Source organism: Saccharomonospora amisosensis, from assembly GCF_011761185.1.
Classification (GTDB): Bacteria; Actinomycetota; Actinomycetes; order Mycobacteriales; family Pseudonocardiaceae; genus Saccharomonospora_A; species Saccharomonospora_A amisosensis.
Window position 1 is genome coordinate 402,454 of record NZ_JAAOYM010000001.1, and the last position, 25,196, is coordinate 427,649.

General features: G+C 68.6%; 22 protein-coding genes, 1 tRNA gene and 1 riboswitch. Of the genes, 17 read left to right on the forward strand and 6 right to left on the reverse strand.

What is annotated here, in order from left to right:
• Window positions 1-255 precede the first annotated feature (255 nt).
• From FHU38_RS02015 to FHU38_RS02040, 6 genes are all read left to right on the forward strand, one after another.
• The gene (locus tag FHU38_RS02015) at window positions 256-2,535 is read left to right on the forward strand and encodes a sodium-translocating pyrophosphatase (RefSeq protein ID WP_167165935.1); all 2,280 of its coding nucleotides are present in this window, start codon (window positions 256-258) and stop codon (window positions 2,533-2,535) included.
• Window positions 2,536-2,663: 128 nt separating this feature from the next.
• A complete protein-coding gene (locus tag FHU38_RS02020) occupies window positions 2,664-3,296 on the forward strand; it encodes a hypothetical protein (RefSeq protein WP_313886639.1) in 633 nt (210 codons plus the stop codon).
• 278 nt (window positions 3,297-3,574) lie between these two features.
• Window positions 3,575-6,388 carry a type I DNA topoisomerase gene (topA, locus tag FHU38_RS02025; RefSeq protein ID WP_390623221.1) on the forward strand — a complete coding sequence of 938 codons (2,814 nt, stop codon included), beginning with the start codon at window positions 3,575-3,577 and terminating at the stop codon, window positions 6,386-6,388.
• A 105-nt stretch (window positions 6,389-6,493) separates the two neighbouring features.
• On the forward strand, window positions 6,494-7,114 hold the full coding sequence (locus tag FHU38_RS02030) for a hypothetical protein (RefSeq protein ID WP_167165936.1): 621 nt from the start codon (window positions 6,494-6,496) through the stop codon (window positions 7,112-7,114).
• 140 nt (window positions 7,115-7,254) lie between these two features.
• Window positions 7,255-9,393 carry a bifunctional MFS transporter/dTMP kinase gene (locus tag FHU38_RS02035; protein WP_167165938.1) on the forward strand — a complete coding sequence of 713 codons (2,139 nt, stop codon included), beginning with the start codon at window positions 7,255-7,257 and terminating at the stop codon, window positions 9,391-9,393.
• Complete coding sequence (locus FHU38_RS02040) at window positions 9,390-10,592, forward strand: DNA polymerase III subunit delta' (RefSeq protein ID WP_167165940.1); 1,203 nt, start codon at window positions 9,390-9,392, stop codon at window positions 10,590-10,592. The genes FHU38_RS02035 and FHU38_RS02040 overlap by 4 nt, the downstream gene beginning before the upstream one ends.
• 113 nt (window positions 10,593-10,705) lie before the next feature.
• Here FHU38_RS02040 and FHU38_RS02045 read toward each other — a convergent pair whose 3' ends face one another.
• Window positions 10,706-12,358 (reverse strand): hypothetical protein, encoded by a 1,653-nt coding sequence (locus FHU38_RS02045; protein WP_167165942.1) that lies wholly within the window; start codon window positions 12,356-12,358, stop codon window positions 10,706-10,708.
• A gap of 132 nt (window positions 12,359-12,490) precedes the next feature.
• Here FHU38_RS02045 and FHU38_RS02050 point away from each other — a divergent pair.
• A tRNA-Thr gene (locus FHU38_RS02050) sits at window positions 12,491-12,564 on the forward strand.
• Between the two features lie 100 nt (window positions 12,565-12,664).
• Complete coding sequence (locus tag FHU38_RS02055) at window positions 12,665-13,183, forward strand: gamma carbonic anhydrase family protein (RefSeq protein ID WP_167165944.1); 519 nt, start codon at window positions 12,665-12,667, stop codon at window positions 13,181-13,183.
• A gap of 57 nt (window positions 13,184-13,240) precedes the next feature.
• On the opposite strand, the gene FHU38_RS02060 is transcribed toward FHU38_RS02055, so the two are convergent.
• The 4 genes from FHU38_RS02060 to FHU38_RS02075 are packed head-to-tail and all read right to left on the reverse strand — an operon-like array spanning window position 13,241 to window position 15,068.
• A complete protein-coding gene (locus FHU38_RS02060; protein ID WP_167165946.1) occupies window positions 13,241-13,567 on the reverse strand; it encodes a hypothetical protein in 327 nt (108 codons plus the stop codon).
• The gene (locus FHU38_RS02065) at window positions 13,564-14,010 is read right to left on the reverse strand and encodes a YbaB/EbfC family nucleoid-associated protein (RefSeq protein ID WP_167165948.1); all 447 of its coding nucleotides are present in this window, start codon (window positions 14,008-14,010) and stop codon (window positions 13,564-13,566) included. The genes FHU38_RS02060 and FHU38_RS02065 overlap by 4 nt, the downstream gene beginning before the upstream one ends.
• 13 nt (window positions 14,011-14,023) lie before the next feature.
• Window positions 14,024-14,686: a DUF2207 domain-containing protein gene (locus FHU38_RS02070; protein ID WP_167165950.1), complete on the reverse strand. Its 663-nt coding sequence runs from the start codon at window positions 14,684-14,686 to the stop codon at window positions 14,024-14,026.
• Between the two features lie 13 nt (window positions 14,687-14,699).
• Window positions 14,700-15,068 (reverse strand): hypothetical protein, encoded by a 369-nt coding sequence (locus FHU38_RS02075; protein WP_167165952.1) that lies wholly within the window; start codon window positions 15,066-15,068, stop codon window positions 14,700-14,702.
• A gap of 180 nt (window positions 15,069-15,248) precedes the next feature.
• Here FHU38_RS02075 and FHU38_RS02080 point away from each other — a divergent pair, with 180 nt between their 5' ends.
• Both FHU38_RS02080 and FHU38_RS02085 read left to right on the forward strand, forming a co-directional pair.
• Complete coding sequence (locus FHU38_RS02080) at window positions 15,249-15,674, forward strand: uL11 family ribosomal protein (protein ID WP_167175370.1); 426 nt, start codon at window positions 15,249-15,251, stop codon at window positions 15,672-15,674.
• A gap of 86 nt (window positions 15,675-15,760) precedes the next feature.
• Window positions 15,761-15,846: riboswitch (ZMP/ZTP riboswitch) on the forward strand.
• Between the two features lie 20 nt (window positions 15,847-15,866).
• On the forward strand, window positions 15,867-17,135 hold the full coding sequence (locus FHU38_RS02085; protein ID WP_167165954.1) for a serine hydroxymethyltransferase: 1,269 nt from the start codon (window positions 15,867-15,869) through the stop codon (window positions 17,133-17,135).
• A gap of 48 nt (window positions 17,136-17,183) precedes the next feature.
• On the opposite strand, the gene FHU38_RS02090 is transcribed toward FHU38_RS02085, so the two are convergent.
• The gene (locus tag FHU38_RS02090) at window positions 17,184-17,687 is read right to left on the reverse strand and encodes an inorganic diphosphatase (protein WP_167165956.1); all 504 of its coding nucleotides are present in this window, start codon (window positions 17,685-17,687) and stop codon (window positions 17,184-17,186) included.
• Window positions 17,688-17,840: 153 nt separating this feature from the next.
• On the opposite strand from FHU38_RS02090, the gene dacB reads away from it, so the two are divergent.
• The 7 genes from dacB to FHU38_RS02125 all read left to right on the forward strand — a co-directional run bounded on the left by dacB (window position 17,841) and on the right by FHU38_RS02125 (window position 25,173).
• Window positions 17,841-19,748, forward strand: coding sequence for a D-alanyl-D-alanine carboxypeptidase/D-alanyl-D-alanine endopeptidase (gene dacB, locus FHU38_RS02095; RefSeq protein WP_167165958.1), 1,908 nt, complete (start codon window positions 17,841-17,843; stop codon window positions 19,746-19,748).
• Window positions 19,749-19,838: 90 nt separating this feature from the next.
• Entirely contained in the window at window positions 19,839-20,909 is a 1,071-nt protein-coding gene (locus tag FHU38_RS02100) for a zinc-dependent metalloprotease (protein ID WP_167175373.1), read from the forward strand.
• 4 nt (window positions 20,910-20,913) lie between these two features.
• Window positions 20,914-21,942: a tRNA lysidine(34) synthetase TilS gene (tilS, locus tag FHU38_RS02105; protein WP_167165960.1), complete on the forward strand. Its 1,029-nt coding sequence runs from the start codon at window positions 20,914-20,916 to the stop codon at window positions 21,940-21,942.
• Window positions 21,943-21,946: 4 nt separating this feature from the next.
• Window positions 21,947-22,501, forward strand: coding sequence for a hypoxanthine phosphoribosyltransferase (gene hpt, locus FHU38_RS02110; RefSeq protein ID WP_167165962.1), 555 nt, complete (start codon window positions 21,947-21,949; stop codon window positions 22,499-22,501).
• Window positions 22,502-22,654: 153 nt separating this feature from the next.
• Window positions 22,655-23,023: a hypothetical protein gene (locus tag FHU38_RS02115; RefSeq protein WP_167165964.1), complete on the forward strand. Its 369-nt coding sequence runs from the start codon at window positions 22,655-22,657 to the stop codon at window positions 23,021-23,023.
• 20 nt (window positions 23,024-23,043) lie between these two features.
• Window positions 23,044-24,378 (forward strand): hypothetical protein, encoded by a 1,335-nt coding sequence (locus tag FHU38_RS02120; RefSeq protein WP_167165966.1) that lies wholly within the window; start codon window positions 23,044-23,046, stop codon window positions 24,376-24,378.
• A 3-nt stretch (window positions 24,379-24,381) separates the two neighbouring features.
• Window positions 24,382-25,173 (forward strand): ESX secretion-associated protein EspG, encoded by a 792-nt coding sequence (locus FHU38_RS02125; RefSeq protein WP_167165969.1) that lies wholly within the window; start codon window positions 24,382-24,384, stop codon window positions 25,171-25,173.
• Window positions 25,174-25,196: the final 23 nt, after the last annotated feature.

The following is a 25,196-nucleotide window of genomic DNA, read 5'->3' on the forward strand; positions in this document are numbered from 1 at the left end:
CGACCCCAGCGAAAGCCTCGACCATCACGAGTCCGAGCTTCGCACACGGCTCCGACAGCGTCACGAATCACCCGAGGTGAGCGGATTCACACGGGTGTCCGTCGTGTCCGGCCTGGGACGGCTTGCCGGGCGCAGTCGCACTACCAATAGACTTCGCCGAACCACACCTTTAGTGGTGTAGATCCCAATGTCAGCGTCGGCACAGTGGTCAGCCCGCACCGGCGCTGGCAACAGGCGACGTTACCAGGAGGACGAATGTCCCGGCACTTCCTCGCGGAGAGCTCGATCGAGCTCTCCGGAGGTGACTACGGCATCGTGGCCGTGGTCGCCGTGGTCGCCCTTGCAGCACTGGTCATCGGGTATCTCCTGCTCAGAGAGGTTCTGGCGGCAGGCCAGGGCACCGAGAAGATGCAGGAGATCGCGAAGGCGGTGCAGGAAGGCGCGGCTGCCTATCTCAACCGGCAGCGGAAAACGCTCGCCATCTTCGGCGTTATCGTGTTTCTCCTGCTGTTCGCACTTCCCGCCGATGACTGGAACGAGGCCATCGGGCGTTCGGTGTTCTTCCTCATCGGCGCGGTCTTCTCGTTCTCGATCGGTTATCTGGGTATGTGGCTCGCGACCAGGGCCAATGTGCGGGTGGCCGCGGCAGCGCGCGAGCCCGCCGGTCGGGAAAAGGCGATGCGGATCGCGTTCCGCACCGGTGGTGTCGTCGGCATGTTCACGGTGGGGCTGGGCCTCTTCGGTGCCTCGGTAGTGGTGCTCGTCTACACCGGTCAGGCTCCCAAGGTCCTCGAGGGCTTCGGTTTCGGCGCGGCGCTGATCGCGATGTTCATGAGGGTTGGTGGCGGGATCTTCACCAAGGCCGCCGACGTCGGCGCCGACCTCGTCGGCAAGGTCGAGCAGAACATCCCCGAGGACGACCCGCGCAACGCAGCGACCATCGCGGACAACGTCGGTGACAACGTGGGCGACTGCGCCGGTATGGCGGCCGACCTGTTCGAGTCCTACGCGGTGACGCTGGTGGCGGCGCTCATCCTGGGCAGCGCGGCCTTCAGCGCCTCGGGTGCCGGGTTGGTCTTCCCGCTCATCATCCCGGCGATCGGCGTCATCACCGCCGTGATCGGTATCTACATCACCAGGGCGAGGGCGGGCGAGAGCGGCCTGACCACGATCAACCGCTCCTTCTACATCTCCGCGGTCATCTCGGCGGTGCTGTCGGCGATCGCCGCGTTCGTGTTCCTGCCCGACTCCTTCGACGGCGCCGAGGGCAACCCGGCCGTCATCGCCACCGTGTCGGTGATCATCGGTATCGCTCTGGCGGGCGTGATCCTGTGGCTCACCGGCTACTACACCGGCACGGAGCACAAGCCGGTCAAGGACGTCGGCAAGACCTCGGAGACCGGTGCGGCCACTGTCATCCTTTCGGGTATCTCCGTCGGCTTCGAGTCGGCCGTGTTCACCGCACTCGTGGTGGGTGCCGCCGTGTACGGCGCCTACCTGCTCGGCGGCGCGGTAGCGTTGTTCGCCGTCGCGCTCGCGGGCACCGGGTTGCTCACCACGGTGGGCGTGATCGTCGCGATGGACACCTTCGGCCCGGTCTCCGACAACGCGCAGGGCATCGCCGAGATGTCCGGCGACCTCGAAGAGGGCGAGGGCGTGCAGATCCTCACCGAACTCGACGCGGTCGGCAACACAACCAAGGCGATCACCAAGGGCATCGCGATCTCTACGGCGGTGCTGGCGGCAACCGCGCTGTTCGGTTCCTACTCTGACGCGATCATGCGGGCGCTCGCGGACGTCAACGCCTCGCTCGGTGAGGTGGGCGACTCCTTCATCGATCGGATCATCGAGCCGAACACGCTCGTCGGCGTCGTGATCGGTGCGGCCGTGGTGTTCCTGTTCTCGGGACTGGCCATCAACGCCGTGTCCAGGGCCGCCGGCGCCGTGGTCTACGAGGTGCGCCGTCAGTTCCGCGACATTCCGGGAATCATGGAGGGCACCACCCGCCCGGAGTACGGCAGGGTCGTGGACATCGTCACCCGAGACTCGCTGCGGGAGCTGGCCACGCCCGGTCTGCTTGCCGTGTTCGCGCCCATCGCGGTCGGTTTCGGCCTCGGCACGGGAGCACTTGCGGGCTATCTCGGTGGCGCGATCGCTACCGGCATGCTGATGGCGGTGTTTCTCGCCAACTCCGGTGGCGCGTGGGACAACGCGAAGAAGCTGGTTGAGGACGGCCACCACGGTGGCAAGAACTCCGAGGCCCACGCCGCGACAGTGATCGGTGACACCGTCGGTGACCCGTTCAAGGACACAGCGGGCCCGGCGATCAACCCGCTGCTGAAGGTGATGAACCTCGTTTCGCTGCTGATCGCCCCGGCGGTTGTGCAGTTCACGGTCGGGCCGGATGCCTCGGTGGGCGTCAGGCTGGCGATCTCGCTGGTCGCCGTGGCGGTGATCGTGGTCGCCATCGTGGTCTCGAAGCGGCGCGGCAGCGTGATGACGCAGGCGCCCGCGGAGCAGTCCACCAACGCGTGAGTGAAGGCGGTCGGGCCCGGCGGCCGGTCGGGCCCGACCAACCACACGCGGATTTGCATGGTTTCGACGCAGCGGTACGGTCGCACAGGGTTACCTGACACTGCGTCGGTTCTTTCGGAGGTGTGGGCGTGCGGCCGCGGATGACCGTCCTCGCAGCCGCGGTGGTCACGGCGCTGGCGTCCTCGGTGACGGCGTGCGGGCAGCAGCCCACGACCCAACCCGGGGCCCAGTTCGGTGCGACGACCGCAGGGCCAGGCATGTCCGAGGAGGAGATCCGCAGGCAGGACGCCACCACCAGTTGGGCGGACGGCTACTGCAGGGCGGTGTCGGAGCTGGTGGTGTCACTCTCCACGATGCCCGACATCGACCCGAGCAGCCCGCAACGGGCCTCGCGCACGTCGAGCGAACTGCTCGGCGTGATGGTGGGGGGCCTCGACCGTACGATCGAGGGTCTTGATCGGCTGGAACCGGCGCCCTCGCGTTCCGCGGAGCAGGTGAAGGCCAATGCCGTCGCGAACTACAAGGGCATCAGGACGAGCGCGCTGAAGGCCAAGCGGGCGCTTGACGCGGCGCGAGATGCCGAGGCCAGCCGTGCGGCGATCGGTTCGGTTAAGGGTCCACTGGAACGCATCGGCCGGGTCAACCTGCTCGAGGGTTTCGCGGGAGTTCCCGAGTTGTCGCAGGCCATTGCGCGGGCACCGGCGTGTAGGCAACTCACCGACAAGGGGCCAGCACCCAAGTTCGACAACGGAGCACGCTGATCGCCCGGCGCGATTACTCCGCCCGGCCACGGGAATCCTGCGGCGGATGTGCGCGGCGCCAAGGGCACGTGCTGTAGTACTTCGACCACTTATCGGGGCGGGGCGGGCATGAGGCGCATGTCACGTGCTAGGTGTGGAAGGAAACGCCACCGGCGCGAACACCGATGCGCATGGCACGCGCTTCCCGGCGTGTCGGCCACCTGAGCGGACGCGACGGGTCGGGAGCGTGCACACTGGCGGGTCGAACAGGTGAGTTAGTGAGCGGAGAGCGGGACAGCGTGGCTGGATCGACACGGACGAAGAAGACCGTGGGGCGCGGAGCCTCGTCGGGAGGTGCCGGCCGCACGAACAGCGGCAACGGCGCCGGTTCGAACGGTGCCGGTCGGCGAAGGCTCGTGATCGTCGAGTCACCGACGAAGGCCCGCAAGATCGCGCCGTACCTCGGCCGTGACTACGTCGTCGAGTCCTCCCGTGGCCATATCCGTGACCTGCCGAGAGGCGCCGCCGACGTGCCCGCCAAGTACAAGGGCCAGCCGTGGGCGAGGCTCGGCGTGGATGTGGACAACGACTTCGAACCGCTGTACGTCGTCTCACCTGAGAAGAAGGCCACCGTAACCGAGCTGAAGAGCCTGCTTGCCGATGTCGATGAGCTGTACCTCGCCACCGACCCCGACAGGGAGGGCGAGGCCATCGCCTGGCACCTGCTCGAGGCGCTCAAGCCCAAGGTCCCAGTCCGAAGGATGGTCTTCCACGAGGTGACCGAGCAGGCGATCCGCTCGGCCGCGGAGAGCACGAGGGACCTCGACCCCGATCTGGTCGACGCGCAGGAAACCCGCCGCATCCTGGACCGGTTGTACGGCTACGAGGTCTCACCGGTGCTGTGGAAGAAGGTCATGCCGAAGCTGTCGGCAGGCCGGGTGCAGTCGGTGGCCACCCGCATCATCGTGGAGCGCGAGCGGGAGCGGATGCGGTTCCGCTCGGCCTCCTACTGGGACATCTCCGCGACGATGGACGCCGGCGCGGACGCGAGCCCGCGCACCTTCCCGGCGAGGTTGACCTCGGTGGACGGCGCACGGTTGGCCACCGGCCGCGACTTCGGTCCGGACGGGCAGTTGAAGGCCCAGTCGACGGACGTGCGCGTGCTGGAGGAGGCCGAGGCGGGCAGGCTCGCCGAGGCGTTACGCGACCGGCGGTTCGCGGTGACCAGCGTCGAGCAGAAGCCCTACACGCGCAGGCCCTACCCGCCGTTCATGACGTCGACGCTGCAGCAGGAAGCGGGTCGCAAGCTGCGGTTCTCCTCCGAACGCACGATGCGGATCGCGCAGCGGTTGTACGAGAACGGCTACATCACCTATATGCGTACCGACTCCACTACCTTGTCGGACACCGCACTGGATGCCGCACGCAGGCAGGCAACGGAGTTGTACGGCTCCGAGTACGTGGCTGACAAGCCCCGCCAGTACACCCGCAAGGTCAAGAACGCGCAGGAGGCGCACGAGGCCATCCGTCCAGCGGGCGAGGTGTTCCGCACGCCGGGCGCGGTCGCGAGCGAACTGGAGACCGACGAGTTCCGGCTCTACGAGCTGATCTGGCAGCGCACCATCGCGTCGCAGATGGCCGACGCCAAGGGCACCACGATGTCGGTCCGCATCACCGGCATGGCCGCCAGCGGCGAGGAGTGCGTGTTCTCCGCATCCGGGCGGACCATCACCTTCGCGGGCTTTCTCAAGGCCTATGTCGAGGCGGTTGACACCGAGGCGGGCGGCGAGGCCGACGACAAGCAGAGCAGGTTGCCCGAGCTGCGGCGTGACCAGCGGCTCACCGCGAAGGAACTCAGCCCTGACGGGCACTCGACCTCGCCGCCGCCGCGCTACAGCGAACCGAGCTTGGTGAGCAAGCTCGAGGAGTTGGGCATCGGGCGGCCGTCGACATACGCCTCGATCATCAACACCATCCAGGACAGGGGCTACGTGTGGAAGAAGGGTTCCGCGCTGGTTCCGTCCTGGGTCGCGTTCTCGGTGGTCGGGCTGCTCGAACAGCACTTCGAGCGGCTGGTGGACTACGACTTCACCGCCGCTATGGAGGACGAGCTGGACAAGATCGCCTCCGGTGACGAGGAGCGCACGAGGTGGCTTTCGCGGTTCTACTTCGGCGGCGACATGGGGGTGGACGGCTCGATCGGGCGGCTCGGTGGCTTGAAAAAGCTCGTCGGCTCCGGGGTGGAGGACATCGACGCACGTGAGATCAACTCGATCCCGCTGTTCGACGACAACGAGGGTCGCAAGGTCGTGGTGCGGGTCGGCCGCTACGGGCCGTACCTGGAGCGGGAGGTCGACGGTGAGTCGCAGCGGGCGAACCTGCCAGAGGACCTGCCGCCTGACGAGTTGACCGTCGAGATCGCCGAGCAACTGTTCGCCACCCCGCAGGAGGGTCGGGTGCTCGGCACCGACCCGGCGACCGGACACGAGATCGTGGCGAAAGAGGGTCGCTTCGGCCCCTACGTCACGGAGGTGCTCCCGGAACCGGAGGAGCCGACCGAGGCAAAGAAGTCCGCGAAGTCGAAGAAGCCCAAGCCGCGCACAGCCTCGCTGTTCAAGTCGATGTCGATCTCGGACATCACGCTGGACGACGCGCTGAAGCTGCTTTCGCTGCCGCGCGTGGTGGGTACCGACCCCGAGTCCGGCGAGGAGATCACCGCACAGAACGGCCGCTACGGGCCCTACCTGAAGCGGGGAACCGATTCGCGTTCGCTGGCCTCCGAGGAGCAGATCTTCGACATCACGCTGGAGGAAGCACTGAAGATCTACGCCGAGCCGAAACGCCGGGGTAGGCAGGCCGCCGCGAAGCCTCCGCTGAAGGAGTTCGGCGAGGACCCGGTCTCCGGAAAGCCGATCGTGGTCAAGGACGGTAGGTTCGGGCCCTATGTCACCGACGGTGAGTACAACGCCTCGCTGCGTCGTTCGGACAGCGTGGAGGACCTGACGAAGGAGCGTGCCGCCGAGTTGCTCGCCGAGAAGCGGGCCAAGGGGCCTGCGCCGAAGAAGAAGTCGTCGAGCCGTAAGAAGGCGTCCACCGCGAAATCGAGTTCCTGAACCAGCGCGTCATGGGCGTCGCCCCCCCTGGTAGCTGAGCGTGATGGCGAATGTGCCCGGTTGGGCGGGTACTGAACGCGGCCGACTCGTTACGCTTGTCCGCGGATGGGAATCACCGAGGACGATGGCACCGATACCGGCATCTCGTTCCAGGCGATGCCGACCCCCTTCGAGGGAGGACCCGTGGCGAACGCGGACGGCACCCAGGCACCCGAGCCCCCCCGGTCGTACACCGACCCGCTTTCCGGGCTGGTGACCGGCGGAAGGCCGGGATTCACGGTGAAGGGTGAGCGCGAGGAGTCCCTTGACGTCCGGATCGCCGACCCGGTCGAGCCTGATCCGGACATGGTTCGGCAGATGGTGGATGCCACGCTGGCCGCCGAGGAACGTGCGCGGACGGGCGATTCCGACGGGGCGAAAGCCGACCCGGCAACCGCCGACGCGGGCTCCGGGCAGCAGCAGTCCACGCCCGCCGGTGTCTACCCGCAGCAGCAACGTGCCTGGCCCGCACGGTCGCAGCTGTTGCCGCCGATGCTGCGGCTGCGGCAGCGAAGCTCGGAGGACGAGGGGGAGGACAAGCCACGTAAGGGGCCGCAGTCGTTGCGCAAGCCGTCCAGCGGATCGGCGGGACTCGCGGTGGCACTGGTCCTGCTGGTGTTGTTCATCGTGATCGCCATTCAGTTTCTCGCGAGCCTTTTCGGCAGCATTTCGGGCCTGTTCGGGTGAGTTGCCCGCAATTTCTCACTTCGAAACGTGGCTAATTGATCACTTTCGGTGTTTTCGCACCTACACCGGCGGTGTGACCACCCCCGGCGCTACGCTGACGGCACGGCAAGGCACAGCGATGCTGGGCATTCTCCATTGGGGTGGGGCAGATCAGCGAAGCACGGCAGGGGGCAGCGAGCGCCGGCACGCACCGGTCGGCGGTCTCTGAGGCGTCCACCGTTCACCGAGTGCGCCGGGTGCTCGCTATCCGGCCGTTCCGCAGGTTGTGGGGGGTCACCTACCTGTGCAGCGTGGCCGACTGGCTGTCGCTGCTGGCGTTGACCGGGCTGGTCACCAAGTTCACCGACAACTACACGGCGCAGAACTTCGCGTTCGCGGGTGTGGTGCTCACACAACTACTGCCCGGCCTGCTGTTCGCGCCGCTGGGCGGCATGCTCGCCGACCGGTTCGACCGGCGCAAGATCATGATCATCGCCGACCTGGTGCGGTTCGGGCTGCTGCTGTCGATCGCCCTGGTCGGGACACCGCTGTGGCTGTTCATCGGCAACTTCCTGGTCGGGTCCGCGGCCATGATGTGGATCCCGTCGAAGGACGCGGCGGTTCCCAACCTGCTGCGAAGGCCGGATCAGGTGGAGACGGCCAACCAGCTCGGCATGGTTATGACCTACGGCGTCGCGGTGGTCACCGGCGCCGGCCTGTACTCGATCCTCACCGGTATCGAGACCGCGTTGAACCTGCCGACCGCGATACTCGGCGAGTTCGGCATCGCCAAGATCGTGGTCGTCATCAACAGCCTGCTCTACCTCGCCAGCGCGCTGTTGATCTCGCGCATTCCGGAACTGTCGCTGCGTAACGTGCACCCGGTGCCTTCGAGCGGCAAGGCAGGGAGGAGCGACGAGCCCGCCACCGCCAACACCGACGGTGCCGCCGCGGCCGGTGCCTCCACCGACAGCGGTGAGAAGGGCTCCACCGGCATACGGGCGATGGTTCGCGACGGGGTGCGCTACGTCAGGAGTACCCCGCTGATCAGGGGACTGTTCATCGGGATGATGGGCGCGTTCGCCGCGGGCGGGGCGGTGATCGGATCCGCGAAGCCGTACGCGTTGAGCCTTCGGGGTGGCGACGCGACCTTCGGTCTGCTGTTCGTTGCCGTGTTCGTTGGAGCGGCGGTGGGCCTGGCGAGCACGCCGAAGCTGGCACGGCGACTCCCGCACGAGCGGCTGTTCGGCGTCGGGATCGTGCTCGCGGGCCTCGCATTGCTGGTGGTGGCGCTCGCGCCGCATCTCGCGGTGGCCCTCGTGGCCGTCGCGGTGGTCGGGGCCTGCGCGGGCGCGGCCTTCCTGACCGGCGTGACGATCATCGGCTCCCAGGTCGACGACGCGATCAGGGGCCGCATCAACGCGATCTACCAGGCCCTGCTGAAGATCATCATTTTCGGGACCACCTCGCTCGTTCCCGGCCTGATCGGGTTGGTCAGCCCGAGGGTGGTGACCATCTGGGGCAGCGAGGTCACGATCGACGGGACCCGGCCGGTACTGCTGGGTGGAGGTCTGCTCGCCGCGGCTGTCGGCGTGGTCGCCTACCGGCAGATGGACTCGCGGCGCACGGAACCGATCCTCGCCGACCTTCGCAATGTCATCAGGCGAAGGCCGCGCCGCGCCAACGGCCTGCTCATCGCGCTGGAGGGCACCACGGCCGCCGACACGGCGAGCCAGGCCGCCCGACTGGCGCACTGGCTGAGCACGGGGCCCCGGCAGGTGGTGCTGGCGGCCGACCCGGCTCTGGACGATAAGCGGCTGACCGCGCTGGTGTCCGGCGCGTCGCTGTCCGGCGCGCGAGCGCAGGCCCTCGCCGCCGCCGCGGTGCGGGCCGACATCGTCGAGCGAGACGTGCGGCCCGCCCTCGACACAGGTTCGGTCGTGGTGATGGAGCGCTTCGTGGACTCCCCACTGGCACACCTGTCTGCGGTCGCGGGGCTCGACACCGCGGAGCTGGAGGGGCTCGCCGACTGGGCGACCGGGCGGCTGCGCCCGGACCTGACCGTCCTGCTCGACGCTCCAGCGGGCCCCGGTGAGCCCTCCACCAACTCAGCCGAGCACCATTGGCGTGTGCAGCAGTTGCTCACCGAGATGGCGGCGGCGGCACCTGACCGCTACGTCGTTGTGGACGGCGAAGGCAGCGAGGACGAGGTGGCTCGGCGGGTCCGCTCCGCGGTGCGGAGCGCGCTGGAAGGGCGAGCGGAGCTGGCGCCCGTGGTGGCGGAGGCGAAGGCGAATTGAGCGCGCCGGTCTGGTCCCAACTCGTCGGTCAGGAACCAGCCGTGGAGGTGTTGTCGGCCGCGGCGGAGTCGGCGGCAGCGCTCGTGGCGGGCGAGTCGGCCGAGCTCGGCGCCATGACGCACGCCTGGCTGTTCACCGGACCGCCCGGCTCTGGGCGCTCTGTAGCGGCACGCACGTTCGCGGCGGCACTGCAGTGCACCAACGGAGCAGGCTGCGGAGAGTGCACGGGGTGCAGAACCGCGCTGTCCGGCACCCACGCCGACGTGCGGATGGTCGTCCCCGAAGGCTTGTCGATCTCCGTGGCGGAGATGCGGGCGTTGGTGCAGGCCGCTGCACGCAGGCCGACGACGGGCCGCTGGCAGGTGGTTGTCATCACCGAGGCCGACCGGCTCACCGAAGGCGCGGCGAACGCTCTGCTCAAGGCGGTCGAGGAGCCACCGGAACGCACCGTGTTCCTGCTGTGCGCACCGTCCGACCACCCCGAGGACGTCTCGGTGACGATCCGTTCCCGCTGCAGAAGCGTGCTGCTGCGCACTCCTCCCTCTGCGTCGATAGCGCGGGTGCTCGTGGAGCGCGACGGCGTAGCGCCGGAGCTGGCTGAGTGGGCCGCGTCGGTGTGCGGTGGCCACGTCGGCAGGGCGCGCAGGCTAGCCACCGACGAGGCCGCCCGCGAGCGCAGGAACACCGTGCTGCGGATTCCGCTCGGCCTGCGAAGGGCGGCTGACGTGTTCGCGTGCGCCGACGAGCTGATCAAGACAGCGGAGGCGGACGCGACCGAGGAGAGCAAGGCGCGTGACGAGGCCGAGCAGGAGGCGCTGCGAACGGCCATGGGCGCGGGAGGGACCGGCAAGGGGGTGGCTGCCGCAAGGCGTTCCGCCGACGCGGCCGTGCGGCAACTCGAGAAGCGGCAGAAGTCCAGGGCCACCCGCACCCAGCGCGACACGCTTGACCTGGCGCTCGTTGACCTCGCCGGGTTCTACCGGGACGTACTGGTGGCCGCCAGCGGGGCCGACGTCACCCTCAACCATCCCGACTTCGCCGAACAGAGCGCGGAGGCGGCCACGCGATGGACTCCCGCCGCGACCCTGCACCGGCTTGAGGCCGTGCTGGCCTGCCGCGAGGCGATCGAGTGGAACGTCAAGCCACGGATCGCGGTGGAGGCCATGGTGACCACATTGCGGGAGGGGCAGGGCGCCTGAGCTATTCGGGGCCCGAGAAACGCTCCGCCCGAACCCAGCTCGCGAGTCCACAACCGACGGTTCGTGGCAAGGGGCCTACCGAAGTCGCGGCAGGCTCCTTGCCACGGACGGAACTACTCCTCGCGTGGCCTCGGTGAGGGCTTGGCCACAGCTGGCTCTTCCCGCCTGCGAGCCGGCAGCCCGGCCACCAGCACCACCCCGATCAGCAGCATCGCGGTTCCCGTCCAGAACAGCGGCACCGAGGAATAGGCCGCACTCGTCTGCGCGAGCCGGTCGGGCACGCCCGGCTGCTCGCCACCGCCCGCGGGCGGTGAAGCGGGCGGAGCGGTGGTCGAGCACTCGACGCCTCCCTTGGGCGCGTAGGCCCGCACGATCTGCTCGCCGAGCGAAAGCTGAGCCAGCGACGAGGGCAGCTTCTCGGCGAGGTCGGCTGGCATTGCCTTCTTGAGCGCCTCGGTCGGCAGGATGCGCAGGTCGAGCATGCGTGCGGACGCGCCGAGCTGGTACCCATCGAACGGTTCGGTCGAGTAGGAACCCTTCTTGACCAGGTCGGCGATGCTCAGCCGCAGCACGCCCACGTCGAGCACGAAACCGGTGGCCTTGCCGGTGAGTTGCCGCAGTCCGCCGTCGGCGAGTTCGGCGACGCCCCCGATCACCGGGGTGCTCTTCACCTTCTCGAAACCGGGCAGCGCGCCCAGGCCCGGCAGCGGGACACCAATGGGCACGTCCTTCGTCGGGTGTGCCGCGTCGAGTTCGAACAGTTTCTGCCCGCCTCGCTCGACGGAGAGCACCGGAGCCGTGTACTCGACGTTCGACGTTTTCTCCTCGCCCGTCGAGGTGGCCCGTAGAGTCGGCTGGCTCACCACCTTGATCGTCAAGCCCAGCGGCGTTCCCTTGAGGATGTTGATGTCGGCGGCCCGCATGGTCGAGGTGGACTCCACTGCCTTGCGGTCGGAACCGGGGATGTCGACCAGCCGGACGACGGAACGGGTGGCCAGCGTGTTCGGCATGCTGAGTACCGAGCCGGTGCCGTCGGCGTTGGGCTTTTCCTCACCGCCGCCCGACAGCAGGCCGCCGAGTTCGGCGAGCGGACCGGGCAGCGAGTTCAGGGCGGACCGCAGCCGGTCGCTCGCGGCGGTGAGTTGGCCGGTGTCCGGCATCGTGGGCACCACGTTGAGCATCGAGATGCTGGCGGCCGAGGTGCTCGCGTCTGCGATGGTGCCGATACACGGTCCCATGGTGGGACTCCAGCGAGCCTGCACCCTTCCGTTGAGTGCGCTCAGGTTGAGCAGCGGGTTCTGCGGTGCCGTGAGCCCGACACTGCGCGGCCGCGGGTTGTCCGGCAGCGCGGTTTGTGCCAGCGCACCGGGTGCCTGGGGGGAGTTGCCAGCGATGGACAGGCCCGCCGGGGTCGCCTCGGCGATGGAGCGCTCGTAGGTGAGGTACGCGCCCGAGTTCGCCCTCGCGCTTGAGATGCCGAAGCCACCTTCCAGCGCGGATTGTTTCGGCAGCTGCTCCTCCATGCCGGGCATCACGGAGCTTGTCGGCACCGCCTCCGGTAACAGGCGCAACATGCCGAGCGCCGTTCCCGCCTCACCAATGGCCTTGCCCGTCGGCATCGGGTTGGGCGGTGAGGAGATCGGCGCCTGGCCCGGGTCGGCAGGCTCCGGCGGCGGGGTTGTCTGCCCAGCCGCGGGGACTGCCGACAACAGGAGTACGGCCGTCGTGACGGGGAGTGCCAGCGTGCGGGGCAGGCGTCGGCGCATGAAGCAGTTCCTCCCAGAAAGCCGCCATCCGGCGTCGGATGACACCGATGTCATCGCGATCCCTAACGACGCGGGGCCGTGCGAGTGACGCGAGTGACATCGCTATACTGTTTGCCAGCCGGTTCGGCACTTGCCGCCTTAGCTCAGTCGGCCAGAGCGGCTCACTCGTAATGAGCAGGTCGGGGGTTCGATTCCCCCAGGCGGCTCGGCTGAACAGTGGCCCTTACGCCAGGTGCGTAGGGGCCACTGTTCGTTTCAGGGTGTGCTGACTCTCGGGCTGGGCCGGATGTGTTTAGGGTGTTGCTCATGCCGATGTTCGCCTTCGAGGGCGTGAGCCCCACCGTGCACCCGGACGCCTGGATCGCCCCGACGGCGACGCTGATCGGAGATGTCGTCGTGGAGAAGGGCGCGTCCGTCTGGTACGGGGCGGTGCTGCGGGGCGACTTCGGCCGAATCGTGGTCCGGGAGGGCGCGAACATCCAGGACAACTCGGTTCTGCACGTCAATGACGGGGTGTGCGAGGTGGGTCGCAACGCCACCGTCGGTCACTCCTGCATCGTGCACGACTGCACGATCGGGGAGCAGGCCCTCGTCGGCAACGGGGCGACAGTGCTCGACAGGGCGGTCGTGGGCGCGAGGACGCTGGTGGCTGCCGGTGCCACCATCACGCCGAATACCGAGGTGCCCGAAGAGGTGATCGCGATGGGCAGCCCGGCGAAGAAGTTCGTGCCGCTCACCGACTCCGCCCGCGCGTGGATCGACCACAATGCGGAGATCTACCAGCAGCTGGCACGCAGGCACTCCGAGGGCATCGAGCCGGTATGAGCCGAGCCTTTCGCGAGACCGGGCTGGCGTCAGGCCGGTGAAGGTGAGCGGTGGCCGTCAGCCCGGATTCCCGGACTCGCTCCGGCGACGGGCCGCACCGTAGAAGATCGCCAGCAGGATCGTCACAGCCAGGCCGAAGCCCGCGAACAGTACAACCGCTGCGGATCCGTTCATCGGGATCTCGGGGCCGCCCTGACAGCGGATGGAGATCGCGGCACGGAAACTCAACTCGGCGGGGCCCTCACAGGAGTCCGCGACCTCGGCAAAGCTGATCAGGCCCGCCAGCAGCACCGCGGTGAGCGAGGCGATCGACCAGACAATCAACAACAGCACCGAAGCGCGTGCGGAGCCGATGCCGCTCCTTCGTACCGGTCGACTGTTCATCGACCGATGCGAAAGTCGTCGAAGAACTCGTCGTCCCCTTGTCCGCGGCGGCCCTCGGCCTGACTCCGTCCCCGCCGTGCCACGTCTCCGGACGTCCCAGGTGCCTGCGGTGTCTCGGACGGCGCTGCGGTCTGCTGGCGCAGCGCGGCGACGTCGCGCAGTTCCTGGGCGAACTCGGCTACGTCGAAGTCGAGGAACGTCGCCGCTCGGCTCGCCGCCTCGTAGGCGCTGTTGATCTCCTCGGTGAGCCACTGCTCGTCACCGTCGCGCACGGTTCCCGGCGCGATATGCAGCCGCCTGTGCCTGCCGAGCAGGTCGACCCACACCGTCACCGCACCGGTCCTCGACGTTCCCTTGTATTCGCTGAACAGCGCTTCCGTGGGATTCTGCTTGATCTTCGCCAGCCGTGCCTTGAGTTGTGCGACGTGTTCAGGGCTCGTCATACCGTCACCGCCGTCACGGGGTGGTCTCGTTGGCCGACGTCATGGTCTCCTGCGCCTCCTTGCCCGCGGCGTTCAGTGCGTCGATCTTCGCCTGTTCCTGGCTGTGAATCGTCCACCAGATCGAGACCGCTCCCACGATGACACTCAGGATTCCGATGACGATACCGACAACGGCGCCGACCCCTGTCCAGCCCGCGGCGATCTCAACGGCCACCGCGACGATCACACCGATGATCGACAGCGCGAGGCCGATCATGGCGAGAACGTCGGCGAAGCTGCGGCCGAAGACCTGGTCCCATGCGTCGGCGATCTCGATCAGCGCATCGCCGACGTCCGCGGACGGCTTGCGCATGTCGTCAAGACCCTTCTTGATCTTGTTGACCCGGGTGGCGTAGGCGTTGTTCGCCTCCCCCGTCCACGCGGCGGTCTGGCGGCTCGCCAGGTCCAGTTTCTCGACACAGGCGTCGAACTTGGTGCCGACGAGATCCTTGCCGCCTTCGCCGCCCGTACCCCAGACGTCCTCGGCGACCTTGCGAAGGCGGTCGGTGTCGATGTCCCTGACGATGCGGAGAGTCTGCTCCACGGAGGGCAACGACTCCCCGTGTCGCGCGAGGAAGTTGTCGACTTCGCGCGCGTCGGACAGCACGCCCTCGTCGATCAGGTCCTTCAACGCCATAGGAATCAGACTCCTAGTTGGGGTCGTGCTTGCGCAGCCATTCCTCGACCTGGTCCTCGGTGATCTGGTAGTCCGCGCCTGCCTTGGCCACGCCCTCCGCCGTCGTCGTGATGGTCACGTGTGCCCTCGCGATGAAGTCGTGCATCGCGTCGACCACAGCGGGGTACCTCTTGTCGACGAACTCCGTGAGCGCGAGCACGGTCTCCTCGACCGTCTCCTCCACGTTCTCGTACCGGCTCACTTCTTGAGTCGTCAGGAAACCTTCGAGGCTGGCGCGCTGTGGAAAGTCGACCATGTCAAGAGCGTCACTGGCGTCACCGAGAATCCCTTCGAGCTTCTTCAACTCGTCCGGTTCTACGCCGTACCCACCATGACCGTTCATGTGCGGCTCCTCCCCAGCAGCCAGCCGACAGTGATCATCAGAGTGCGCTGCGTGGTCACTGCCCTGAGAGAACATCGCACACGAGATCCCGGCATGTAAAGCGTTGACCAGCCGGCCACCACAGCCGCAGTGTCGAGCAGGTCCGAGCTTGACCCTCCAGCCGCTGGAGTTCATAGCGTCCTGCGGGTGAAGAAGAAGCCGATATTCCGGGCCACGCTGCAACTTCCCGCGGGGGACGCGCCCGTGGTCGACCTCGGCAAGATGCTGGGGCAGACGGGAGTCAATCTTGTCGAGGTCAAGCGCACTTACGACGAGGCGACCGCCGCGCAGCGCGGCGACATCGTGCCCGTCGTGATCACCGTGTTCGAGGACCGCTCGTTCGTGCTGAGGTGCAAGACACCACCGACGGCGTACCTCGTGCGCAGAGCGCTGCGCGGCAAGGGGGCGGCCCGACCCGGCCACGAAGCGGCGGGTGCCATCAGCCGCGAGCAGTTGCGACAGATCGCGCTACGAAAGCTGCCGGATCTCAACACGGCCGACCTCGAGGCGGCCATGCGCACCGTCGCAGGAACCGCACGCTCGATGGGGGTGAGGATCGAGGACTGATCACTCGAACTGGGCGCTGTGGGCATCGTGCGAGTGCTCGCGCGCACGATCGCTCCGACTTCCGGCCCGCGGTCCACTAGCATCGAACACGCAGCAGCGACTGGCGCCATCGAGGTGGAGCACCACCGGGGAGCGATCGACGAGGCAGGCACCGCGCGCCTGGGTGCCACGCCGCGGCCAGGAGTTAGTGACATGACACACCAGCCAGCGATTCCGACTCTCACGGCGGCCGACCCCCAGATCGCCGAACTGATCGAGGCAGAGGCCACTCGCCAGCACGACAAGGTGCGCCTCATCGCCTCGGAGAACTACGTCTCGCAAGCCGTACTCGAAGCGACCGGCTCCGTACTGACGAACAAGTACTCCGAGGGTTACTCCGGCAAGCGCTACTACGAGGGCCAGCAGTTCGTCGACCCTATCGAGGACTTGGCCGTCGAGCGGGCCAAGTCGGTGTTCGGCGTCGAACACGCCAACGTGCAGCCGTACTCCGGGTCTCCAGCCAACCTCGCCGCCTACCTTGCCTTCGCCGAGCCGGGTGACACCGTGCTGGGCATGGCGCTGCCCGCGGGCGGTCATCTGACACACGGCTGGTCGGTGTCGGCGACCGGCAAGTGGTTCAACGCGGTGCGCTACGGCGTGCGTAAGGAAGACGGCAGGCTGGACCTCGACGAGGTCCGCGACCTGGCAAGGCAGCACAGGCCGAAGCTGATCTTCGCTGGCGGCACCGCCATCCCCCGGACAATCGACTTCGCCGCGTTCGCGGAGATCGCGCGGGAGGTCGACGCTGTGCTGGTCGCCGACATCGCCCACATCGCGGGGCTGGTCGCGGGCGGTGCGCACCCATCTCCGGTCGGGCACGCCCAGGTGATCACCACCACCACGCACAAGACGCTGCGTGGCCCGCGTGGTGCGATGATCATGTCCGATGCCGACCATGCCAAAGCGGTGGACAAGGCGGTGTTTCCCGGCCTGCAGGGTGGCCCGCACAACCACACGACGGCCGCTATCGCGGTCGCGCTCGGTGAGGCCGCGAAGCCGGAGTTCCGGGAGTACGCGCAGGGCGTGGTGGCCAACGCGAAGGCGCTCGCCGAGGCACTGCTGGAACGCGGCTTCGACCTGGTTTCCGGCGGCACCGACAACCACCTGCTACTCGTCGACCTGACCCGCAAGCACATCGGCGGCAAGCCCGCAGCCAAGGCGCTGGACGCGGCGGGGATCGAACTGAACTACAACACCGTGCCGTTCGACCCGCGCAAGCCGTTCGACCCTTCGGGGATTCGCCTCGGCACCGCGGCTGTGACCACGCGCGGGCTGCAGCCGCAACACCAGCCGAAGATCGCGGAGTGGATCGAAAGGGCGATCTCGGCCGCCACTACCGACGACGCCAAGGCGCTGCGCATGATCGCGGGCGAGGTGCGGGAGCTGCTCGCCGCATACCCGGTTCCCGGCTACCGCGACTGAGCACCGTGGCCGGTGCGGCGCCGCCCACGGCGGGCGGCGCCGCACCGCTCACGCGTTGGCGTCCTGCTCCTTGTGTGCTGCCTCGCGCTCGTAGGAACGCTTGATTTCCTCCTCGGCCTCGGCGCGGCTCGCCCAGGTGGAACCCTCGACGCTCTTCGCGGGTTCGAGGTCCTTGTAGACCTGGAAGAAGTGCTCGATCTCGAGTTTGTGGAACTCGTTGAGGTGATGGATGTCGCGCAGGTGCTCCAGGCGTGGGTCGTCCGAGGGGACGGCGAGGACCTTGTCGTCGGGGCCCTTCTCGTCGGTCATCCGGAACATGCCGATCGCCCTGCAGCGAATCAGGCACCCGGGAAACGTCGGCTCCTGCACGAGCACGAGCACGTCGAGCGGGTCGCCGTCCTGGCCCAGCGTGTTGTCGATGAACCCGTAGTCCGCCGGGTACTGGGTGGCCGTGAAGAGGGTGCGGTCCAGCTTGATCCGCCCCGTCTCGTGGTCCATCTCGTACTTGTTGCGTTCCCCTTTGGGGATTTCGATCGTTACGTCGAACTCCACGCCGTCCTCGCTGCCTCGTTCGTTGGCGCCGCATCCGGGCGGCTCACATCGTCGTTCACCTGGCGTCACTAGTGTGGACCACACATTCGGCGGGTGCGGCACGGATGGTGTGCAAGTGTGACCTCTGCCCCGTCGAGCTGCGAGGAGGGGTGTGTGCCGGGTAGTGACGAGACGCCGGAGCCGACGTGGCCTTCCAGCGACCACGATGCTGACCGAGACACGACGGCGAGTGGTGACGGCGGGGTAACTGACCAGCTTCGGGTGCCGAAGGTCAGCAATGTCGATCCACCGACCATCAGGGTGTCCAAGCCCGCGGAGCCGAACCGCGCCCGGCAGGCTGACCCGCCCACTCAGCAGGCTGCCACGAGGCAACCGCCTCCGCAGTCACCGCCGCCTCCGCAGGCTGCCCAACAGCCACCACCGCAACCACCGCGGTTCCCGGCTCAGCAGGCGCAACAGGTGGCACCACAGCCACAACCACAACAGCCACAACCACAACAGCCACCGCCGCAGCCGCGGCAGCAACCGCCGCGCAACCAGCCGCAGCGACAGCCACAACCACAACCACAACCACAACCACCGTCACAACCACAACCACCGTCACCGCTGGGTAAGCCTGCCGGGGCAGGACCCCCTGAGGAGAACGCGGCAGCCGAGCCCGCCGTTGCGAGGCGAGGCAAGGGGCTCCGCATCGGTGCAGTGCTGGCGGTGCTGTTGCTGGTGGCGACCGGGGTCACCCTCGCGCTGCCCGACGTCTCAAACCGGCTCGGGCTGCCATGGGCACCGAACGCGCCGAAGGCAGAGCCGCCTGAACCCGTCGCGGTCACCCGCGACCTGCGTGGACCCTCCGAAGCCGAACCCGCCCCTACCCAGGCGGGCGTCGCCTCGGCACTACAGGACCCTGCCTCGGCCAGCGTGCTCGGCACACTGGCAGGCAGCGTCATGGACCCGGACACCGGCACCGTGCTGTGGGAACGGGAAGCCGACCGGCCGTTGACGCCTGCCTCGACCACCAAGCTGCTCACCGTCGCCGCCGCGCTGCTCGCGCTCGACCACGGAACGCAGTTCCCGACCACAGTGGTGCAGGGCGACGAGCCGGGAACCGTCGTGCTCGTCGCTGGCGGCGACGTGACCCTGTCCTCGCTTCCGAGTGGTGAGCAGTCTCTCTACCCCGGCGCCGCTCACCTCGACGACCTGGTGACGCAGGTGGAGCAGGCCACCGGCGGTGGCGTCACGGAGGTACGGCTCGACTTGAACGCCTTCACGGACGACCCGTCGGCGCCCGGTTGGGCGCCGGGTGATTCGCCCTCGACCTTCATGGCCCCGGTCGCGCCCGTCATGCTCGACGGTGGTCGCATGGACGCCACGGACCCGAACTCGCAGCGGTATGGCGACCCCACCGGGGAACTGGCGCGGGAACTGGCGAACCGGCTCGGTGCGAAGGTCGGCGAACCACTTCGCACGTCCGCACCGCAGGGTGCTCGCGTGCTCGGCGAGGTGCGCTCCGCGCCGTTGGCCGAGCTCGTCGATCGGGCGCTGCTGACCTCGGACAACCTACTCGCGGAGGTGCTGGCCAGGCAGGTGGCGATCGCGCAGGGCAAGGAGCCGTCCTTCGCGGGCGCCGCGCAGGCCACGCTCGAGGTACTGGGCCGCAACGGTTTCGACGTCACCGGGGTGGAGCTGTCCGACGCCAGCGGACTGTCCACGAAGAACCGGGTCCCTGCGGCGGTGCTCAGCGAGCTGTTGGCCGTCGCCGCCGACCCCAGCGACGACGACCCGCGCACGGCCAAGCTGAGACCTCTGCTCGGCGGCCTGCCGGTGGCCGGTGGCAGCGGGACCCTGTCCGACCGCTACACCGACGGTCCGGCGACCGAGGGCAAGGGCTGGGTGCGGGCCAAGACCGGGACCTTGAGCGGCGCGAACACACTCGCCGGGGTGGTGCTCGACGAGGACGGCCGCGTGCTCGTTTTCGCGTTCATGTCCTCGGGAACCGACATCAAGGCCGCCCGCGCCGCGCTCGACGAGTTGACCGCCACACTGCGTGGCTGTGGTTGCCGCTGAAGGCAGGTAGCGTCGTAGGAGCAGGCGACGGCGGAAGGGGCAATGCGTGAGTAGGGCAGCGCCCGGCGGGTGGACCTCCGCGGCTACCCGATGGTGGCGAGCACGGTGAACCAGGGCACCGAGTACGCGTCCAACCGGCTCGTCGACTGGTCCGTGGCCGCGTCGACCGGGGCTTTCCTCGTGCGGGGTGGACCGACCGTCTCCCCCGAGGAGGCCGAGCGGGCGGTCACCGAGTTGCGCGAGCTGACCGTGGCCGCTGAGGGCCACGTCCGTGAACTCACCGGTCTCGGTGAGGGACTGCCGCTGTTACCCGGCGAGGTCCTCGACCGTCCGGGGTGGGTGAGGGCGGCCGCGTCCGGCCTGGACGAGCTGACCAGCCGAGCGTTGCCCAGCGGGCAGGCAGGCAGGTTGGCGCCGCTGGTGGCAGGCACCGCCGGCCTGCAGACCGGTGTGGTGTTGGCGTTCCTCGGAGCTCGCGTGCTCGGCCAGTACGACCCCTTCGGCGGTGCCGACAAGAACGGCAGTCTGCTGCTTGTCGCTCCCAACGTGGTGACCGCGCAGCAGGCCATGCGTGTACCGGGCAGGGACTTCCGCATGTGGGTGTGCCTGCACGAGTCCACACATCGGTTGCAGTTCACGGCGGTGAGTTGGCTGCGAGACTACTTCGCCGACGAGGTGGGCAGGCTGGTCGGTGGTCTCGCGGAGTCCGAAACCCTCGGCAACCTCCTCGCACGGTTGCCCGACGCGGTCCGCGAGGTGCGGCGGACCCGGCAGGGCGGCTCGGTCGGGCTGGCCGAGCTGATGCAGTCGCCTTCCCAACGCGCGGTGTTCGACCGGCTGCTCGCCCTTTCCACGTTGCTGGAGGGCCACGCCGACTACGTGATGGACGCCGTCGGCCCCGAAGTGGTACCGAGCGTGACCACGATTCGGCGCAGGTTCACCGCCCGCCGCAAGGGCGGTGGCGTGCTCGACCGGCTGTTGCGCAGCCTGCTGGGTGTTGACGCCAAGATCCGCCAGTACGCGTTGGGCGCCAGGTTCACAAGGCAGGTCGTGGACGCTGTTGGCATGACCGGTTTCAACGCGGTGTGGACCTCGCCGAACACGTTGCCGAGCAGGGCGGAGATCAACGATCCGCGGTCATGGCTGCGCCGGGTGCACTGACGGTGTGACGGGAACGCAGGCGGTGCGGACATCCTCGCGACGAGACCCCGACGCGGTACTCGCCGTGCGTCGGGCCGTGCGGCGGTTCCTGGACGAACCCGAGTGCGCACGGCGATTGTGGCCGGGTGAGCTGTACGTGGCGGTTTCCGGCGGAGCCGACTCGCTGGCGCTCGCCGACGCGGCTGCGCATGCCGGGCGGCGCAGGAACGTGCGGGTCCATGCGATCGTCGTCGACCACGGCCTGCAGCCTGGTTCGGCGGGCGTCGCCGAGCAGGCGGCCGAGACCGCGCGACGGCTTGGGGTGGACGAGGCCACGGTGGTGACCGTCACCGTGGCCGGTCCCGGTGGCCCGGAAGCGGCCGCCAGGCGCGCCCGTTACGCGGCGCTGCGCGCGCAACTGCCCGAGCCCAACCGGCTGGTGTTGCTCGGCCACACCCGCGACGACCAGGCCGAGACCGTGTTGCTCGGGCTGGGCCGCGGCTCGGGGGCGAGGTCGCTTTCGGGCATGCGGCCGCTTGACCCGCCATGGGGTAGGCCACTGCTGGACCTGTCGAGGTCGGTCACGACGCAGGCCTGCGCGGGGCTGGGGGTGCGGCCGTGGTCCGACCCCCACAACAGCGACCGCAGGTTCACGCGCGTGCGGTTGCGCGAGGAAGTGCTGCCGCTGCTGGAGGACGTGCTGTCCGGAGGTGTGGCAGCGGCACTCGCCCGAACCGCGGCGCAGTTGCGCGAGGACACCGACGCGCTGGACGCGCTCGCAGAGGAACTGGCCGAGCGCGCGCACGACGGTGCCGCGCTCGACGTCGAGGTGCTCGAACCGGCCCCTCCCGCGTTGCGCAGGAGGGTGTTACGTGGCTGGTTGCTCGCCGAGGGCGTGCCCGAACTGACCGACGCGCACCTGCGCGCTGTGGACGCGTTGATCGGCCGCTGGCGTGGTCAGGGCGGCGTGTGGTTACCGGGCGATTTTGAAGCGCGCAGGTCACATGCAAAGCTCATGCTGAACGCTTCCCGACCCACCACAAGAGGGGACTGAACCCGTGTACGAAGGCGACATCGCCTCCGTGCTCATCACAGAGCAGCAGATCAAGGACAAGATCGCGGAGTTGGCCGAGAAGGTGGCGGCCGACTATCCGGCGCAGGACCGGGCCTCGGATCTCGTGCTCGTGGGGGTGTTGAAGGGCGCGGTGATGTTCATGACCGACTTCGCCCGTGCGCTGCCGATACCGACGCAACTCGAGTTCATGGCGGTGTCCTCGTACGGCTCCTCGACGTCCTCCTCCGGCGTGGTGCGCATCTTGATGGACCTCGACAGGGACATCTCGGGCAGGGACGTGCTGATCGTCGAGGACATCGTTGATTCCGGACTGACGCTTTCCTGGTTGCTCAAAAATCTGGCCAGCAGGAACCCGGCGTCGCTTTCGGTGTGCTCGCTGCTGCGCAAGCGAGAAGCCGTGCAGGTGGACGTGCCGGTCAAGTACGTCGGCTTCGACATCCCCAACGAGTTCGTGGTGGGCTACGGCCTCGACTACGCAGAGCGATACCGGGACCTGCCGTATATCGGCACTCTCGACCCCCGCGTTTACTCCTCGTGACCAGCGCGCGAGCGACGCTTCACCGCCCCGGAAAAGGGAACCCGACCTCCGTGGAAGGCGTCCTACGAACGGCGCTGTTGCGTTAGTCTGAGCCAAGATCGCAGGCGCGTTGGCCAGGTTCGTGCTCGTACTGGGGATGAGGAGAGCGAAGCGATGGGGAACAGCAGCTATGCGGACGCTGCCGCGTTCCGGAACGCCGCGGCGACCGGTCAGGTGGGGATCGATCCCGACGCCGCGCAGGCAGTGTTGAGCAAGATCCGGACGGGTAAGGACACCGTGGAGGACCTGCTGCGCAACGCGGGCAACCTTGCCGCGCCGCCGAGGCTGGGCGCCAACCCCGTTGGGCAGGCCATCGCCGCCAAGTTTTCCGACCGCGCATCGGGAGCGGGGGACTCCTACGCGCAGGCACTTCGCAACCTATACGCGCAGTACGACCACGCCGAGCAGGCGATCGTTACGGCCATGAACCGCTACCACGAGTTCGACCGGGCCAGCGCGGAGCCGTTCACCGGACAGCTGTGAGACCAGGGGGAAGCCGCATCATGGATGTCAACAGGCCGCGGTCCGACGAGAGTGGCCCTCGGGTGCCGCTCGGCGACAGCGGAGAGGTCTCCGACATCGTCGCGCAGGCACGCAACCGCAACGACGGGTTCCAGTACGGCGATGACAGGGCGATCGCCGCGCGGCCGAACTGGGAGGCGCACGACAGCGAGCAGCTCTACCGGTACGCCACGGTCAACAACGATCCCGGCTCCGCCGAGGAGGTCGGTCAGGGCTGGTCCGCCCACAGCGGGGAACTGCACAGGGCCGCCGACGACCTCTACAGCGCCATCTCGGAGTTGGGGGCGGCCTGGATCGGGCAGGGCGCCGGTGCCGCGCAGGGCGCGCTCGTGACCATCGCGAACTCAACCGGTCAGGCCGCGGAGGCCGCCAACACCATGAGCTCCAGGCTCGCCCAGCAGGCCGCTGCCGCCGCCAAGCTGAAGACCATGCCACAGCCCAAGGAATTCGACCCCGCCGCGGAGACCGCGGCGATGCTCGCGGGTGGCCCCGCGGCCATGGTCGGTGACCTGAAGCCTCGGTTCGACGCCGCGCGCGAGGTCAAGGCGCAGCAGGTCGCCTTCCTCGAGGCGTACACGGCCGAGTTGGCCGAGATCGACGGCGCCACCCCGAGCTTCGGCCCCGAATCGCTCGGTTTGAAGCCCATGGCGGGCGGCACGAACTCGGGCATGGGCAACGTCGCAGCCGCCGGTTCCTACGGCGGGCCGGGAATGTCGGTGACCGGGCTGGGCACCACACCCGTCGCGGCAGGTCTTGGTGACGGGGTGTCGGCCTCAGCGCTGGGTGCGGGCGCTCCAGGCGCGACCGCGAACGCACAGGGGCAGGGCCCCGCACAGCCGCCCACTCCGCAGCACGGACCTCCCGGTGGCACCGGTGCGAGCCCGGCCGCGCCCGCGCATGCCCCTGGCGCTGGCGGCGGGCCGACAGCGGGTCAGGCACTTGGCGCTGCGGTCGCGGGCGGAGCGCTCGGGTACGCGGGTGCGAGGGCACTTTCGAAGGGCTCCCGCAGCGGCAGCACCAAGAAGCAGTCCTCGGAAACGGCCGCGTCCGCCAACCAGCAGAGCGCTCCGGTGGCTCCCGCTCAGGGCCAGGGGCAGGTGGCCCCGGGCAGCCCGGTCGGTGCGGGGCAGGTTCCGCCCACCACGGGCGCCCCGATGACGGGGATGGGGGCAGCCGGGGGCGGAACCGACGACGAGAAGGAACACACCCACGCCTCCTTCCTCATCGAGCCGGACCCCGACGACACCTTCGGTGCCACGGAATCCACCGCGCCGCCCGTGCTCGGCGCGTGGGGGCCGGACGACGAGGGGCGCTGAGGCGTGGCGGAGCGGCTCTCTGCGCTCGAACTCGACTTCCTGTCGGAGGCGTTGCGAGCAGGAGAGTTGCCCTACCCGCTGCGGGTGCGCTCGCACGGGGAATCGGTGGAGGAACGTGCCGGGTTGCGCGGGCAGGTGATGGCCGGGCTCGCCCGACGTGGGCTCGTCGACGACGGCGGCACGCCGCAACCCTGGCTGGAGGATGCCTTCGAGGTGCTGGTCGGCTCCGAGGTCAGCCTGGACTCGATTCAACTCGTCGCCCAGAACGCGCAGCCACGGCTGGCCGTCGCCGCCGCCATCGGCGGTGAAGGGGTGCTCGCCGTGCAGGAGGGCTACGGGCTCTACCTGGAGCGGGTACCTGCCGACGGTCTGGCAAGCGCGATCGTCGGCCAGTTGCCACCCGCATCGAGGGGCACGGAGAAGTCGATCACCGTGCCGATCGAGCAACTGCTCGCCGGTCCTGGAGCCGACTTCATGCAGCGCAGGGCGAGCGCTCCGCAAGGCGGTGTGGGAACGGCTGACACCGACCGCAAGGCACTCGCCCGGCTGCATGCACAGGAGCGGCTGCGCGGTGGCCAACTCGGGGCGAACGCCCGCGGTCGTAGTGGAGGTAGGAGCCGCATGCCGGTGTTGAGCTGGTTCGACACCGAGACCGGGCGCTATTTCACCCAGGCGAGCCGGGGCCAGGACAACAGGGACTGGATCATCATTGCCCCCGCTGACGCGGCCACTTTGCGGCACCGGTTGTCCGAGATGCTAGCGAACGCGGTGAACTCGACGGCCGCGCCGCTGTAGCGGCAACGGACGGCGGCGCTCAG

Coding starts and splice junctions, on each gene's coding strand:
- FHU38_RS02015 (WP_167165935.1), top strand. CDS start 256: ATGTCCCGGCACTTCCTCGCGGAGAGCTCGATCGAGCTCTCCGGAGGT.
- FHU38_RS02030 (WP_167165936.1), top strand. CDS start 6,494: ATGGGAATCACCGAGGACGATGGCACCGATACCGGCATCTCGTTCCAG.
- FHU38_RS02045 (WP_167165942.1), bottom strand. CDS start 12,358: ATGCGCCGACGCCTGCCCCGCACGCTGGCACTCCCCGTCACGACGGCC.
- FHU38_RS02055 (WP_167165944.1), top strand. CDS start 12,665: ATGCCGATGTTCGCCTTCGAGGGCGTGAGCCCCACCGTGCACCCGGAC.
- FHU38_RS02060 (WP_167165946.1), bottom strand. CDS start 13,567: ATGAACAGTCGACCGGTACGAAGGAGCGGCATCGGCTCCGCACGCGCT.
- FHU38_RS02065 (WP_167165948.1), bottom strand. CDS start 14,010: ATGACGAGCCCTGAACACGTCGCACAACTCAAGGCACGGCTGGCGAAG.
- FHU38_RS02070 (WP_167165950.1), bottom strand. CDS start 14,686: ATGGCGTTGAAGGACCTGATCGACGAGGGCGTGCTGTCCGACGCGCGC.
- FHU38_RS02075 (WP_167165952.1), bottom strand. CDS start 15,068: ATGAACGGTCATGGTGGGTACGGCGTAGAACCGGACGAGTTGAAGAAG.
- FHU38_RS02085 (WP_167165954.1), top strand. CDS start 15,867: ATGACACACCAGCCAGCGATTCCGACTCTCACGGCGGCCGACCCCCAG.
- FHU38_RS02100 (WP_167175373.1), top strand. CDS start 19,839: ATGGTGGCGAGCACGGTGAACCAGGGCACCGAGTACGCGTCCAACCGG.
- FHU38_RS02115 (WP_167165964.1), top strand. CDS start 22,655: ATGGGGAACAGCAGCTATGCGGACGCTGCCGCGTTCCGGAACGCCGCG.
- FHU38_RS02120 (WP_167165966.1), top strand. CDS start 23,044: ATGGATGTCAACAGGCCGCGGTCCGACGAGAGTGGCCCTCGGGTGCCG.